This window comes from Nocardioides solisilvae (assembly GCF_003194625.1).
In the GTDB taxonomy this organism is placed as follows: domain Bacteria; phylum Actinomycetota; class Actinomycetes; order Propionibacteriales; family Nocardioidaceae; genus Nocardioides; species Nocardioides solisilvae.
This window is the reverse complement of record NZ_QHKX01000002.1, coordinates 355,615-369,055: the sequence shown is the minus strand read 5'-3', so window position 1 is coordinate 369,055 and position 13,441 is coordinate 355,615. Positions and strand designations below refer to the sequence as shown.

Here is a 13,441-nt window from a genome sequence, read left to right as displayed (position 1 = left end):
GGGGCGGCACCGTCTGATTGGATTGGGGCATGGGTGACCTCCTCTACCTGATCATCGGCATCGCTGTCCTCAGCGTGGTGGCCGTGGCCGGTCTCCTCGCCAGCGGCCGGCGCGCGCGACGCCTGCCGCCCGGCGCGGGGACCGACGTCCTCGACCGCGGGACGACCGCGACCCCGCAGGCGCCACCGGTTCCGGCCCGACCGGAGGCCCCGGCCGCCCCGGAGGCGACGCCCGAGGCGCCCGCCGTCCCCACGCTCGAGCGGCCCGAGGGGGTCTCATCCCGCCTGGTCCGGCTGCGCCAGCGCCTGGCCCGCTCGCAGGGCGGCCTGGGCCGTGGCCTGCTCGCCCTCCTCTCCCGCGACCGCCTGGACGAGGACACCTGGGAGTCCGTCGAGGACACCCTGCTCACCGCCGACATCGGGGTGGGGCCGACCCAGGAGCTCGTCGACCGGCTCCGCACCCGGATGCGGGTGGAGGGCGGCTCGACGCCCGACGTCCGCACGGTCCTGCGCGAGGAGCTGCTCTCCCTGGTCGACCCCGGCCTCGACCGTCGCCTGCAGGTCAGCGGCGAGGACGGCAAGCCCGGCGTGGTCCTCGTGGTCGGTGTCAACGGCGCGGGCAAGACCACCACGGTCGGCAAGATCGGCCGCATCCTGGTCGCCCAGGACCGGCGCGTGGTGATGGGCGCCGCCGACACCTTCCGCGCCGCCGCGGTGGAGCAGCTGGCCACCTGGGGCGAGCGGGTCGGCGTCGAGGTCGTCCGCGGCCCCGAGGGCGGCGACCCCGCCAGCGTGGCCTTCGAGGCCGTCCGGACGGGCGCGGCCGACGGCGCGGACACTGTCCTGGTCGACACCGCCGGGCGCCTGCAGAACAAGGCCGGGCTGATGGACGAGCTGGGCAAGGTCAAGCGCGTGATCGAGAAGCAGGCCCCCGTGACGGAGGTGCTGCTCGTGCTCGACGCCACCACCGGCCAGAACGGGATGATCCAGGCGCGGGTCTTCTCCGAGGTGGTCGACGTGACCGGCATCGTCCTGACGAAGCTCGACGGGTCCGCCAAGGGCGGTATCGTCGTGGCGGTCCAGCGCGAGCTCGGCGTCCCGGTCAAGCTGGTCGGGCTCGGCGAGGGCGCCGACGACCTGGCGCCGTTCGACGCCGAGGCCTTCGTCGACGCGCTGCTCGGCTGAGGCAGCACCCACCGACCAGGAGGCCGCGGACGTGGATCGACCCAGCATCACCCGGGTCCGACGCGCCGTCGGGCGGGTCGTCGAGGGCCGCTCCACCGTGCCGGTGGCCGGGGGCCGGCTCGGGGCCGACGCATCCCTCCTGATGGGTTCGCCGCTCTTCGACGAGGAGTGGTACTCCCTGGTCACGGGCGAGGAGGGGTCCCGGCTCGAGCTCGTCCGGCACTACCTGCGCACCCCCGTCGCCCGTCGCCCGTCGCCGCACCCGCTCTTCGACCGGCAGTGGTTCGCCGAGCACCACCCGGCCGACCTGTCCGACCGGGACGTCTTCCTCGTCTACCTGCGTCGTCGTGCCTGGCGCGCCACCACCCACCCCCTCTTCGACACCCGCCGCTACCTGCGGCGCACGCCCGGGGCGCGGGCGCACCCGCACGGGCCGCTCGGCCACTACCAGGAGGTGGGCGCCGCGGCGGGTGCCGCCGCCAACCAGTGGCTCCTCGACCCCGACGGCGGACCCCACCCCGACCTGCTCGCGTGGGTGGCCGCGCGCCGCGCCGAGTGGAGCCGGCGCCGCACCGCCGTCCAGCGTCCCGCCGCCACGCGGGAGGAGCTGAGGCGGGGCCGGGAGGTGCTGGCCAGCTACGACCACGTCAGCCCCGAGGTGCCCTCCGGGGCCCCGTTGGTGTCGGTGCTGCTCGCCCCCGGCCGGGACGCCGGCCACCTCGCGACGTCGCTCCGGTCGCTGCGCGCCCAGGTGCTGGGTGCCTGGGAGGTGCTGGTGCTGGACGAGGGTGTCCTGCCCCAGCTGGAGGAGGTCGTCGCCGCCGAGCTGCCCGAGGGGCGCTGGGCGCTCGTGCCGGCGCCGTCGTCGCGGGCCGCCGCCCTCAACCGTGCCCTGGCGGTGGCGCAGGGGGAGTGGGTCGCCTTCCTGGAGTCGGGGGACACCTGGACCCCGGACCGGCTGCGCCTTCTCACCGCCGTGGGTCAGGTGGAGGACGAGGACGCCCTGGTCGACGTGCTCCGCCGGGTACGCCGCGACGGCTCCTCCGCGCTCGCCGGCGGAGGGCTGCCGCGCGGGCAGGTGACGGAGCGGCTCACCCTCGACCTGGGCCGGCTGCTCGTCCGGCGGCGCGTCCTCGAGGAGCTGGGCGGCTTCGACGAGGAGATCCCCGGGGCGTGGGACTTCGAGCTGGTCACGCGTCTCGCCCCGCGGTGCGGGCTGCGCGGCGTCCCCCTGCAGGGGGTGACCCGGCACGCGCTGTGGGCGGCCGAGGCCAAGCGACGCCCCGCGGGCGACCGACCGGTCCTCGAGCACGCGACGGTCAAGGCGTGGGCCGACGTGGTGCTCAACCGCTCCCTGGTCGACTGGGAGGAGCTCGCCCGGACCCGGCGCGACCCGGGGCTGGTCTCGGTCGTCGTCCCCACCTACGCCGACTGGGAGATGACGCGGGCCGCGGTGGAGAGCGTGATGGCCGCGGCGGAGACGGGCGACCAGCGCGTCGAGTGCCTGGTGGTCGACAACGGCTGCGACGCCGAGGCCTCCGTGGTCCTCGACTCGCTCCCGGTCCGGTTCCCCGACGTGCGCGTGCTCCACCTGGCCACCAACCACGGCTTCGCCCTGGGCAACAACCTCGCCGTCCCGCACGTGCGCGGCGGCACCGTCGTCTTCCTCAACAACGACACCACGGTGGCGGAGGGCTGGCTCGAGCCCCTGGTCCGGGCGCTCTCGGACCCCGACGTGCTCGGGGCGCAGTCGCTCCTGCTCTACCCCTCGGGGGTCGTCCAGTCGGCCGGTGTCGCCTTCCCCGTCACCGGGGGGCTCCCGCACGCCTTCCTGCAGGGGTTCCCCGTCGAGGACGCCGCGGGCGTCGAGGAGCTGGCCTTCCACGCCCTGACGGGCGCCGCCCTCGCCCTGCGCACCGACGACGTGGTCGACCTCCGGGGCTTCGACCCGGTGTTCCGCAACGGGATGGAGGACGTCGACCTGTGCCTGCGGCTCGCCGCCCGGCGACCGGGCCGGTTCACCGTGCGCCCCGACTCACGGGTCACCCACCACGAGTCGCAGACGCCCGGCCGCTTCGACGCCTTCGACACCAACCGCATGCTCTTCCTGCGCCGCTGGGAGCACGCCCTGCCGGGCGACGACGAGGAGCTGTGGACGACCAGGGGGTTCCGCGTGGTCGACCGGGCGGTCGCCTTCCGGCACCGCAAGCAGCGGCGGCTCGGGATCCCCGAGCCCGTGCTGGTCCGCGCCCCGCGGCTGACGGTCGCCGAGCAGCCGCCGCGGTTGCGGTGGGCGATCAAGAACCCCGCGCCCACCGGGCCGGAGGGGGAGCGCTGGGGGGACACCCACTTCGCCCGCGCCCTGGCCGCTGCCCTGCGTGAGATGGGGCAGGAGGTGGTGATCGACCACCGCGAGGAGCACGAGCGCTACACGGGCCGCTTCGACGACGTCGCCCTCGTGCTGCGGGGCCTCGCCCCGTACCGCCCGTCGCTGGAGCAGGTGACGATCGGCTGGGTGATCTCCCACCCCGAGATGCTGCCGACCGCGGAAGCGGTCTCCTACGACCGCCTCCTGGCTGCCTCGGCGACGTGGGCCCAGCGGCGCTCGCGCGACTGGGGGATCCGGGTCGAGCCGATGCTGCAGGCCACCGACCACCGGCTCTTCCACCCCGACCTCGCGGTCCCGGACACCGGCCACCCGGTGCTGTTCGTGGGTGGGTCGCGCAAGGAGTACCGGCCGATCGTGCGGGCCGCCGTCGAGGTCCGGCTCCCCCTTTCCATCTACGGCAGCCAGTGGCGGCCCTTCGTGGCCGGCCGGCTGATCAAGGACACCTACCTGCCCAACTCCCGGTTGGGGGCCGCCTACCGGTCGGCGGGCGTGGTGCTCAACGACCACTGGGAGGACATGCGGGTGGAGGGGTTCCTGTCCAACCGGCTCTTCGACGCCGCCGCCGCGGGCGCACGGGTCGTGACCGACGACGTGGTCGGGCTCGGCGACCTCTTCGGGCGCTCGGTGCAGGTGATGGAGTCGCCCGAGCACCTCGTGGCGCTCACCTCCTCGAGCCACCCCGACGACATCTTCGGCTCCGACGCCGAGCGCCGGGAGGTCGCGGCCCGGGTCCGGCGCGAGCACTCGTTCCGGGCGCGGGCCGCGCGCCTGGTCGAGATCGCCCTCGAGGCGCGCCGGGAGCGGGGCTTCGACCGCTGACCGGGGCGGTCAGGCCGAGCGGCTGGTCCGGTCAGCGACGTCGTCGCGGGCCAGCTCGAGGTGCCGGCGCAGCTCGGTGTCGCCGAGGCCGTCCGGGACCGGGGACGTGCTGTCGGAATCGAGCACGGCGGTGAGCAGGTCGGGGTGCAGGGCTCGCCCCACGAGCGCGCGCAGGTGGTCGCGGAGCCAGGGGTCGTGGCGGAACTCGCCCGTCCGCTCGCCGGCGGCCAGCTCGCGGACGTCGGGGCTGCGGGCGAGGTAGGACTCCTCGAGCCGCCCCTCCTTCCACCGCCGGTAGTCGGCCATCCCGTGGTGGTTGGGGCTCGGCTTGAGGTCGGGAGAGGCCTCGTAGCCGCGGCCGGCGTTGACCACCTTGCGCTCGAACTGGGTCCAGGAGCGCCACGGCAGGTGCAGCACCTCCATGGAGACGTCGGGGTCGGGCTGGCCGTTGCTCGGCATCGAGGTGAAGTGGTTGCCCTGCTGCACGACGATGTCGGACTCGCCCCGGTGCACGGCGTTGGGGGTGGGCTGGGCGTGCAGCCCGATCGCCCGCAGCGTCTCGTTGCTGCGCAGGTCGCGCCAGACCAGGCGGGACAGGCCGCTGCCCGACCACCCGGCCGGCCCGATCATGTTGACCACGGGGACGGTGAAGGCGTTGAGGTACAGGGGCGTGCGCTCCAGCGCCTCCCGCACGGTGAGGTCGCGGTCGACGGGGACCAGGAACTCGTCGGCATCGAGGTTGAGGACCCAGTCGGCGCGGAAGCGGGTCCGGGCCCGGCGGGCCATCCGGGTCACGACGTCGCGCTGCTGCTTGCGGTGCTCGGGGTCGTGGTGCAGCTCCACCAGGCCCGTCGCGGCGTAGGCCTCGAGCACCTCGCGGGTCCCGTCGACCGAGGCGTTGTCGGTGACGACGAGCTGGTCGAGGCCCTGGGCGAGGTGGTGCTCGACCATGGCGGCGACGACGTCGACCTCGTCGCGCACCATCAGGGTCCCGATGATCCTCACAACCCCGCACCCTAGTTCACCGGGCGCACCCCTGACGCGTTCACACGTCCGTAACAGGACGGGCGCAGACGTTGCACGCCGGCAACATCCGGCGGCACACCTCGAAATCTCCTCGGCAGAAGGTTGCTGGCATCACTCCCCGAGGCAACTGGAGGTCCAATGGACTACGGCTACCACGCCTGGATGCTCATGTCGGCATCCCTGGTCCTGATGATGACGACGCCAGCACTGGCGCTCTTCTACGGCGGCATGAGCCGCTCCAAGTCCGTGCTCAACATGATGATGATGTCGTTCTCCGCGACCGGCGTCATCGGTGTCGTCTACGTGCTGTGGGGCTGGTCCATGTCCTACGGGTCGCAGGACGTGGCGATGCTCTTCGCCAACCCGTTCGAGCTCTTCGGGCTCAAGGACGTGGGCGGCCAGGACTACATCTTCGTCGGCTTCCAGCTGACGTTCGCGGTCATCACCGCCGCGCTGATCAGCGGGGCGGTCGCCGACCGGCTCAAGTTCTCGGCGTGGATGCTGTTCCTGCCGCTGTGGGCCACGCTCTCGTACTTCCCGCTCGCCCACATGGTGTGGGGCGGCGGCTTCCTCAGCGGCGCCACCAACGGCCTCGCCGACCTGGTCTTCTCCGGTGACGGGGGCGCCGAGGTGGCCCCGATCGACTACGCCGGTGGCACCGTGGTGCACATCAACGCCGGTGTCGCCGGCCTGGTCCTCGCGCTGCTGCTCGGGAAGCGCCTGGGCTTCGGCAAGGAGCCGATCAAGCCGCACAGCCTGCCGCTCACGATGATCGGCGCCGGCCTCCTGTGGTTCGGCTGGTTCGGCTTCAACGTGGGCTCGGTCGTCTTCGGCGGCGAGAGCGCCGAGGCGGACGCCGCGCAGTTCCTCAGCGAGACCAGCCTGGTCTGGCTCAACACCACCGTGTGCACCGCCGCCGCCATCCTCGGCTGGCTCGTGATCGAGAAGATCCGCGACGGCAAGGCCACCTCCCTGGGTGCGGCCTCCGGCGTGGTCGCCGGCCTGGTGGCCGTCACCCCCGCCTGCGGCTCGCTGTCGCCGATCGGCGCGATCGTGCTCGGCCTGGTGGCCGGTGCGGCCTGTGCCCTGGCGGTCGGCCTCAAGTACAAGCTGGGGTACGACGACGCGCTGGACGTCGTCGGCGTCCACCTGGTCGGTGGCCTGGTCGGCACCGTGGGTCTCGGCTTCCTCGCCACCAGCGGCGGCCTGTTCTACGGTGACGGCGTCAAGCTGCTGGTCGTCCAGGTGCTGGTCGCCCTCTTCGCGATGGTCTGGTCGGCGGTGGCCACCGTGGTCGTGGCGATGGCCGTCAAGGCCCTCATCGGCCTCCGGGTCGACGAGGAGGTCGAGGTCGAGGGCATCGACTTCGCCGAGCACGGGGAGTCGGGCTACGACTTCGGCGGAGCCGGCGGCACCCGCCGCGGGGTCATCGGTGGCGCTGCCACCTCGGAGCAGGTCAAGGAAGGAGCCACCGCATGAAGCTGGTCACCGCGGTCATCAAGCCGCACAAGTGGGAGGACGTCCGGGAGGCGCTCGAGACCTTCGGGGTCGCCGGGATGACGGTCTCCGAGGTCAGCGGCTACGGCCGGCAGAAGGGCCACACCGAGGTCTACCGGGGTGCGGAGTACGACATCGCCCTGGTGCCCAAGATCCGGATCGAGATCGTGGTCGACGACGCCGACGCCGAGGACGTCGTCGGGATCATCGTCAAGACCGCGCAGACCGGCCGGATCGGTGACGGCAAGGTCTGGGTCAGCCCGGTCGACACCGTGGTCCGGGTCCGGACCGGGGACAAGGACGGCGCCGCTCTCTGAGCCCGCCCGCCCCGCACACCAGGAGGCCCGTCCCGGGCGGCGCTCGCCGCCCGGGACGGGCCTCGTCCACGTTCCCCACCAGGAGGTCCGATGACCCACGCCGAGCGAGCAGACCGCACCGCCCGGGCCGACGCCCTGTGCCGCGGGGCCTACCGGGAGGCCGGAGGTCCCGAGTCGGGAGCCTGCCTCGTCGCGGTCGGCGGCTACGGGCGCGGCGAGCTGGCGCCGTACTCGGACCTCGACGTCGTCCTCGTCCACGACGACGACGTCGACCCCGGCTCTCTCGCGTCGACCCTGTGGTACCCGCTGTGGGACTCCGGGCACCGGCTCGACCACTCCGTGCGCTCGGCGAGCGAGATGCTCGCCGCGTCGGCGGCGGACCTCCGGGTGGCCCTCGGGCTGCTCGACCTCCGCCACCTCGCGGGTGACCCGAACCTCACCCTCCGGCTGCGCACCAACGTGCTGGCCGCCTGGCGCCGCTCGGCGCGCGAGCGGCTCCCCGAGCTGGCCGCGATGGTCCGGCACCGGCACGAGCTGGTGGGGGAGCTGGCGCACGTCGCCGTCCCCGACCTCAAGGAGGCGGCCGGGGGGCTCCGGGACGCGTGCGTCCTGCGCGCGCTCGTGGCGACCTGGCTGGTCGACGTGCCGCACGTCGAGCTGGAGCGGGGACGCCAGGCGCTGCTGGACGTCCGCGACCTCCTGCACGCCGCCTCGGGGCGACCGGTCGACCGGGTCGGCCCCGAGGCGTGGGCGCAGATCGCGGCGGGCACGGGCCTGCCCGACGCGGAGGCCGCGCAGCGCCACGTACGCCGTCACGGCCGGCGGATCGCCCACCTGTCGCGGCTCACCTGGCGCCGCACCGAGGCGGTCCTGGCCCGGCCGCGGACCTCGGGAGCCCGGCGGCCGCGGCTGGAGCCGCTCGCCCCCGGGGTCGCGGAGTCGTCGGGCGAGGTGGTGCTGGACGGGCGGGTCGACCCGGCGCGGGAGCCACTCCTGCTGCTGCGCGCGGCGACGGAGGCGGCCGAGCGGGACCTCGTGCTGGCCCCGGCGACGGTGGCGCGCCTCGTGGCGGAGGGGCCCGCGCTGCCGGTCCCGTGGCCGGAGGAGGGGCGGCACCTGCTCGTCCGGCTCCTGGCCTCGGGACCGGGGCTGCTCGGCGTCTGGGAGACGCTCGAGGAGACGGGTGGACTCGACGTCCTGCTGCCCGAGTGGGAGCGGATCCGCCTGCTGCCGCACGCCTCGGTGGTCCACCGCTTCACCGTCGACCGCCACGTCGTCGAGACCTGCGTCGAGGCCTCCCGCCTGATCCGGCGCGTGCGGCGCCCCGACCTGCTCATGGTGGCGGCGCTGCTCCACGACATCGGGAAGGGGTCCCTGGTCGAGCACAGCGTGGCCGGCGAGCCCGTCGCCCGGGAGGTGGCCGCGCGGCTCGGGTTCGTCCCCGAGGACGTGGCGGTGGTCGGGCTGCTGGTGCGCCACCACCTGCTGCTGCCCGGGCTCGCGACCTCGCGCGACGTGGACGACCCCGCCACGGTCGCGGAGGTCACCGGCAGGGTCACCAGCCCGCTCGCCCTCGAGCTGCTGGCGGCGCTGACGGAGGCGGACGCACGGGCCACCTCGGAGAAGGCCTGGACCAGTTGGCGGGCCGGACTGGTCGACGCGCTCGTCCGCCGGGCGGCGGTCGAGCTCTGCGCGGCCGCCGGGGAGGACGTGACCGGCGCGACCGCCGTCGACCCGGAGCTGCCCGTCCCCGTCGCGCTCGCGGACGGCTCCGTGACGGTGGCGCTGAGCGTGGAGCCCAGCGACGACGGCAGCCGGATCACCGTGATGGCCCACGACCGGGTCGGCCTGCTCGCGGACGTGGCCGCGCTGCTGGCCCTGCAGCGGCTCCCGGTCCGCGGGGCCCGGGCCTGGTCGCAGGGCGACCTGGGGGTCTCCCGGTGGGAGGTGTCGGAGGTCGACCTCGAGCCGGCGGTGCTGCGGCAGCAGCTCGAGGCCATCGCCGAGGGCCGGATCGACCCGGGCGGCCGGGTGCGGCGGCTGGAGACCGCCGGGCTCGACCCGTCCGTCGTGGTGCGTCCCGAGGCGTCCCGGCACGCGACCGTCCTGGAGGTGCGGGCCGCGGACCGTCCGGGTCTGCTGCACCGGGTGCTCTCCGTCGTGGCGGGGCTGGGGATGACGGTGCGCTCCGCCCACGTGGACACGCTGGGGCCCCAGGCCGTGGACGTCTTCTACCTCCAGGAGCTCGGGGCGGGGGCGCTCGCGGAGGACCGGGCCGCCTCCGCGGCCCACGCGGTGCGGGCGGCCCTGACCTGAGCCGGGGCCGCCGCGCCGGACGACGCCGCCCGTTAGGCTGGTGCGCAGCCCTCGTGGCCCCACCCGCTCCACCCGCCCCGAGACCCGGGCCCTCCGACGCAAGGAACGCACGTGTTCGCCACTCTGTCCGACCGGCTCGCCGAGACCTTCAAGAACCTCCGTGGCAAGGGGAGGCTCTCCGAGGCCGACATCGACGCCACCGCCCGCGAGATCCGGATCGCCCTGCTGGAGGCCGACGTCTCCCTGCCGGTGGTCAAGGAGTTCGTCGCCGCGGTCAAGGAGCGGGCTCGGGGCGAGGAGGTCAGCCAGGCGCTGAACCCCGCCCAGCAGATCATCAAGATCGTCAACGAGGAGCTCGTCACCATCCTCGGCGGGGAGACCCGTCGCCTCCGCTTCGCCAAGAGCGGTCCGACCGTCATCATGCTCGCGGGCCTGCAGGGTGCCGGCAAGACGACCCTCGCGGCCAAGCTGGCCCTCTGGCTCAAGGAGCAGGACCGCACGCCCATGCTGGTGGCGGCGGACCTTCAGCGGCCCAACGCCGTCAACCAGCTCCAGGTCAACGGCGAGCGCGTCGGCGTCCCGGTCTTCGCCCCCGAGCCCGGCAACGGCGTCGGCGACCCGGTCCAGGTGGCCCGCGCGGCGATGGACGAGGCGAGGCGGACCCTCCACGACGTCGTCATCATCGACACCGCGGGCCGCCTCGGCGTCGACGCCGAGCTGATGAAGCAGGCCGCCGACATCAGGGACGCGGTCGACCCCGACGAGGTCCTCTTCGTCGTCGACGCGATGATCGGCCAGGACGCGGTCACCACGGCCCAGGCCTTCCTCGACGGCGTCGGCTACGACGGCGTGGTGCTGACCAAGCTCGACGGCGACGCCCGCGGTGGTGCGGCGCTGTCGATCGCGTCCGTCACCGGCAAGCCGGTCATGTTCGCCTCGGCGGGCGAGAAGATGACCGACTTCGACCTCTTCCACCCCGACCGGATGGCGTCGCGGATCCTCGACATGGGTGACGTGCTCACCCTGATCGAGCAGGCCGAGAAGGCGTTCGACCAGGAGCAGTCCCTGGCCGCGGCCGAGAAGCTGCTGCAGGGCAAGGGCGACTTCACCCTCGACGACTTCATGCAGCAGATGCAGCAGCTGCGCAAGCTCGGGTCGATGACCAAGATCATGGGGATGCTGCCCGGGATGGGCCAGTACCGCGAGCAGCTCGAGAACTTCGACGAGCGCGAGCTCGACCGGATCCAGGCGATCATCTCCTCGATGACGCCGGCCGAGCGGGCCAACCCCAAGATCATCGACGGCTCGCGCCGGGCCCGCATCTCCAAGGGTTCCGGCACCACGGTCTCCGACGTCAACCAGCTGGTCGACCGCTTCTTCGAGGCCCGCAAGATGATGCAGCAGATGGCCCGGGGGGGGATGCCGGGCATGCCGGGGATGCCGGGGATGCCCGGCCTCGGCGGGGGCAAGCGGGGCAAGCAGCCCAAGAAGGGCAAGGGCAAGGCGAAGCGGGTCTCCGGCAACCCGGCCAAGGCTGCCGCCCAGAAGGCCGGCGGCGGCAAGACGACCGCAGCCCCGGGCAGCGCGTTCGGTGCCGGCGCGGGGGAGATCGACTACGAGAAGGCCGCGGCCGCCCTCGACCTGCCCAAGGACTTCACCAAGTTCCTCAAGTGAGGCCCGGGTGACCGGCACCCTGCTGGTCGTCGACGCGGCCAACGTCGTCGGAGCCCGGCCCGACGGCTGGTGGAAGGACCGTGCCGGCGCCGCGCGTCGGCTGCACGAGGCGCTGCTCGTCGCCGACCTCCCTCACGACGACGTCGTGCTCGTGCTCGAGGGCGCCGCCAAGGGCGGGGTCCGGCCGGGTCGCGACGCGCACGTGCGGACCGTCCACGCCCCGCGGGACGGCGACTCGGAGGTCGTGGCGCAGGCCCGCGCCGGCTGCGAGGCCGGATGCCGGGTCACTGTCGTCACGGCCGACCGGATGCTCCGGGCCCGGGTGGAGGGACTGGGGACGACGGTGACGAGTCCGGGCTGGCTGTGGGACCGGCTGTGAGGGCGTCGTCCCGCTCCTGACCGGGCCGCGCCGCGCCGTCGGCCCGCTCGGCGTGCTCGGCGTGCTCGGCGAGCCGGTGCGTGCGCACGGCGGCGAAGGTCCAGAGCTTGTTGAGCACGAAGGACAGCGGGGTGACCACGAGGATGACGATGAGCTGGCCCCAGTAGAGCCGGGTCCGGAACCCGGTCGAGTCGTCCAGGACGTCGGTGGGCAGCGCGAGCGGGCTGCCCTGGTGCATCAACGAGGTCAGGAGGACCAGGCCGATCCCCTGCCCGAGCGCCCCCACCGCGAGGAAGGGCCAGTACTCCGACCACCACCGAGCGTGCCGGGCCGAGACGAACGTCCAGGTCCGGTTCAGCTGGAAGTTCCAGAGGTTCGCCACGAGGAACGCCAGCGTCGAGAAGACGTGGTACCAGCGGATGCTGTAGTCCGTCAGCGGCAGCCCCACGACGGCGTCCTCGGGGTGGGCCCCCAGCCGGTTGACCACCACCAGCGTGGCCAGGTTGACGACCACGCCGGAGGCCCCGACCAGTCCGAACTTCAGGAACAGCCCGAGATTGCGGCGGCCCCGGGCCGCCTGCCCTTCCACAGTCACCCGAGGACAGTAGCGGCCGGGTGACGTGACCCGTGTCATACGGTCGTCCCATGAACGCGACGAGGTTCACCGGTCCGGTCCTTCCCACGGGAGAGGCCACGCAGCTGTGGGTGGTCGACGGGAGGGTCACGCACGAGCCCCAGCCGGGCGCCGAGACGGTGGCGTCGGGGTGGATCGTCCCGGGCCTCGTCGACGCCCACAACCACCTCGGGCTCGACGACCCCGGCGCGGTGAGCGACGAGGAGACGGAGCGCCAGGCCCTGGCGGACCGCGACGCCGGGGCGCTGCTGCTGCGTGACTGCGGCTCCCCGGCGGACACCCGGTGGGTGCAGGAGCGGGAGGACCTGCCCCGCCTGATCCGCGCCGGTCGGCACGTGGCGCGCACGCGCCGCTACATCCGCAACTTCGGCCACGAGGTCGAGCCCGAGGAGCTGGCGGAGCACGTCGCCCGCGAGGCCCGGTCGGGGGACGGCTGGGTGAAGCTGGTGGGGGACTGGATCTCCCGCGAGGAGGGCGACCTCGCCCCCTCCTTCCCCCCCGCCGCGTTCGCGGAGGCGATCGAGGTGGCGCACCGGCACGGCGCCAAGGTCACGGCGCACTGCTTCGGCCGCGAGGTGCTCCAGGGGCTGCTGGACGCGGGCATCGACTGCATCGAGCACGGGACCGGCCTCTCGGTCGACCACGTGGAGCAGATGGCGGCCGCCGGGGTCGCCCTGGTCCCGACGGTCATGCAGACCGCGAAGTTCCCCGAGTTCGCCGCCGGCGGGCGGGAGAAGTTCCCCGACTACTCCGCCACCATGGAGGAGCTCTACGCCCGCCGCCGCGAGGTCCTCATGTCGGCCCACGAGGCCGGCGTCGCCATGTACGTCGGCAGCGACGGAGGAGGTCCGGCTCGCCACGGCCACCTGGCCGGCGAGGCGCTCGCGATGGCCGAGATGGGCCTGCCCGTGGAGGACGTGCTGGCCGCCGTCTCCTGGCGGGGCAGGGAGTGGCTCGGCTGGAACGCCGACCTGGCGGAGGGGGCGCCGGCCGACTTCGTGGTCTACGACCGTGATCCACGCGGCGACCTGTCGGTGCTCTACGAGCCCGCCCGCGTCGTGCTCCGTGGCCGGGTGGTGGCCTGAGGCTCCGCCCCTCGGGAGGAGCGCGATTGGTGGGAGGCCGCCCGGGTCTGGCAGACTCTTCCCCTGTGTCCTGTCCGTGCGGACCCTCTCATCCGGACGCGGCAGTGCCCCCCGATCGATC

The 13,441-nt window shown here is 73.8% G+C and carries 10 protein-coding genes; 8 read left to right on the top strand and 2 right to left on the bottom strand.

The features are described from left to right. The first annotated feature begins 29 nt into the window (after positions 1 to 29). Both ftsY and DNK53_RS07750 read left to right on the top strand, forming a co-directional pair. The gene (gene ftsY, locus DNK53_RS07755; protein ID WP_110181735.1) at positions 30 to 1,184 is read left to right on the top strand and encodes a signal recognition particle-docking protein FtsY; all 1,155 of its coding nucleotides are present in this window, start codon (positions 30 to 32) and stop codon (positions 1,182 to 1,184) included. A gap of 31 nt (positions 1,185 to 1,215) precedes the next feature. Then, positions 1,216 to 4,392: a glycosyltransferase gene (locus DNK53_RS07750; RefSeq protein ID WP_110181734.1), complete on the top strand. Its 3,177-nt coding sequence runs from the start codon at positions 1,216 to 1,218 to the stop codon at positions 4,390 to 4,392. A gap of 9 nt (positions 4,393 to 4,401) precedes the next feature. Here DNK53_RS07750 and DNK53_RS07745 read toward each other — a convergent pair whose 3' ends face one another. Beyond that, the gene (locus DNK53_RS07745; RefSeq protein ID WP_239456419.1) at positions 4,402 to 5,397 is read right to left on the bottom strand and encodes a glycosyltransferase family 2 protein; all 996 of its coding nucleotides are present in this window, start codon (positions 5,395 to 5,397) and stop codon (positions 4,402 to 4,404) included. 159 nt (positions 5,398 to 5,556) lie between these two features. On the opposite strand from DNK53_RS07745, the gene DNK53_RS07740 reads away from it, so the two are divergent. The 5 genes from DNK53_RS07740 (at position 5,557) to DNK53_RS07720 (ending at position 11,601) form a co-directional block, all read left to right on the top strand. Then, positions 5,557 to 6,897 carry an ammonium transporter gene (locus DNK53_RS07740; protein WP_204163812.1) on the top strand — a complete coding sequence of 447 codons (1,341 nt, stop codon included), beginning with the start codon at positions 5,557 to 5,559 and terminating at the stop codon, positions 6,895 to 6,897. Beyond that, on the top strand, positions 6,894 to 7,232 hold the full coding sequence (locus DNK53_RS07735; RefSeq protein WP_110181733.1) for a P-II family nitrogen regulator: 339 nt from the start codon (positions 6,894 to 6,896) through the stop codon (positions 7,230 to 7,232). Before DNK53_RS07740 ends, DNK53_RS07735 begins: the two co-directional genes overlap by 4 nt. Before the next feature lie 90 nt (positions 7,233 to 7,322). Then, positions 7,323 to 9,548: a [protein-PII] uridylyltransferase gene (locus tag DNK53_RS07730; RefSeq protein ID WP_110181732.1), complete on the top strand. Its 2,226-nt coding sequence runs from the start codon at positions 7,323 to 7,325 to the stop codon at positions 9,546 to 9,548. Positions 9,549 to 9,659: 111 nt separating this feature from the next. After that, positions 9,660 to 11,222 (top strand): signal recognition particle protein, encoded by a 1,563-nt coding sequence (gene ffh / locus DNK53_RS07725; RefSeq protein ID WP_110181731.1) that lies wholly within the window; start codon positions 9,660 to 9,662, stop codon positions 11,220 to 11,222. Positions 11,223 to 11,229: 7 nt separating this feature from the next. Then, complete coding sequence (locus DNK53_RS07720; protein ID WP_110181730.1) at positions 11,230 to 11,601, top strand: hypothetical protein; 372 nt, start codon at positions 11,230 to 11,232, stop codon at positions 11,599 to 11,601. On the opposite strand, the gene DNK53_RS07715 is transcribed toward DNK53_RS07720, so the two are convergent. After that, complete coding sequence (locus DNK53_RS07715; RefSeq protein ID WP_239456418.1) at positions 11,516 to 12,196, bottom strand: GtrA family protein; 681 nt, start codon at positions 12,194 to 12,196, stop codon at positions 11,516 to 11,518. The genes DNK53_RS07720 and DNK53_RS07715 overlap by 86 nt on opposite strands. A 50-nt stretch (positions 12,197 to 12,246) precedes the next feature. Here DNK53_RS07715 and DNK53_RS07710 point away from each other — a divergent pair, with 50 nt between their 5' ends. Further along, positions 12,247 to 13,320 carry an amidohydrolase family protein gene (locus tag DNK53_RS07710; RefSeq protein WP_110181728.1) on the top strand — a complete coding sequence of 358 codons (1,074 nt, stop codon included), beginning with the start codon at positions 12,247 to 12,249 and terminating at the stop codon, positions 13,318 to 13,320. Positions 13,321 to 13,441 lie beyond the last annotated feature (121 nt).

What these genes read in the sequence shown, in the direction of transcription:
- ftsY (WP_110181735.1), top strand. Translation starts at nt 30, where the DNA reads ATGGGTGACCTCCTCTACCTGATCATCGGCATCGCTGTCCTCAGCGTG.
- DNK53_RS07740 (WP_204163812.1), top strand. Translation starts at nt 5,557, where the DNA reads ATGGACTACGGCTACCACGCCTGGATGCTCATGTCGGCATCCCTGGTC.
- DNK53_RS07735 (WP_110181733.1), top strand. Translation starts at nt 6,894, where the DNA reads ATGAAGCTGGTCACCGCGGTCATCAAGCCGCACAAGTGGGAGGACGTC.
- DNK53_RS07730 (WP_110181732.1), top strand. Translation starts at nt 7,323, where the DNA reads ATGACCCACGCCGAGCGAGCAGACCGCACCGCCCGGGCCGACGCCCTG.
- DNK53_RS07710 (WP_110181728.1), top strand. Translation starts at nt 12,247, where the DNA reads ATGAACGCGACGAGGTTCACCGGTCCGGTCCTTCCCACGGGAGAGGCC.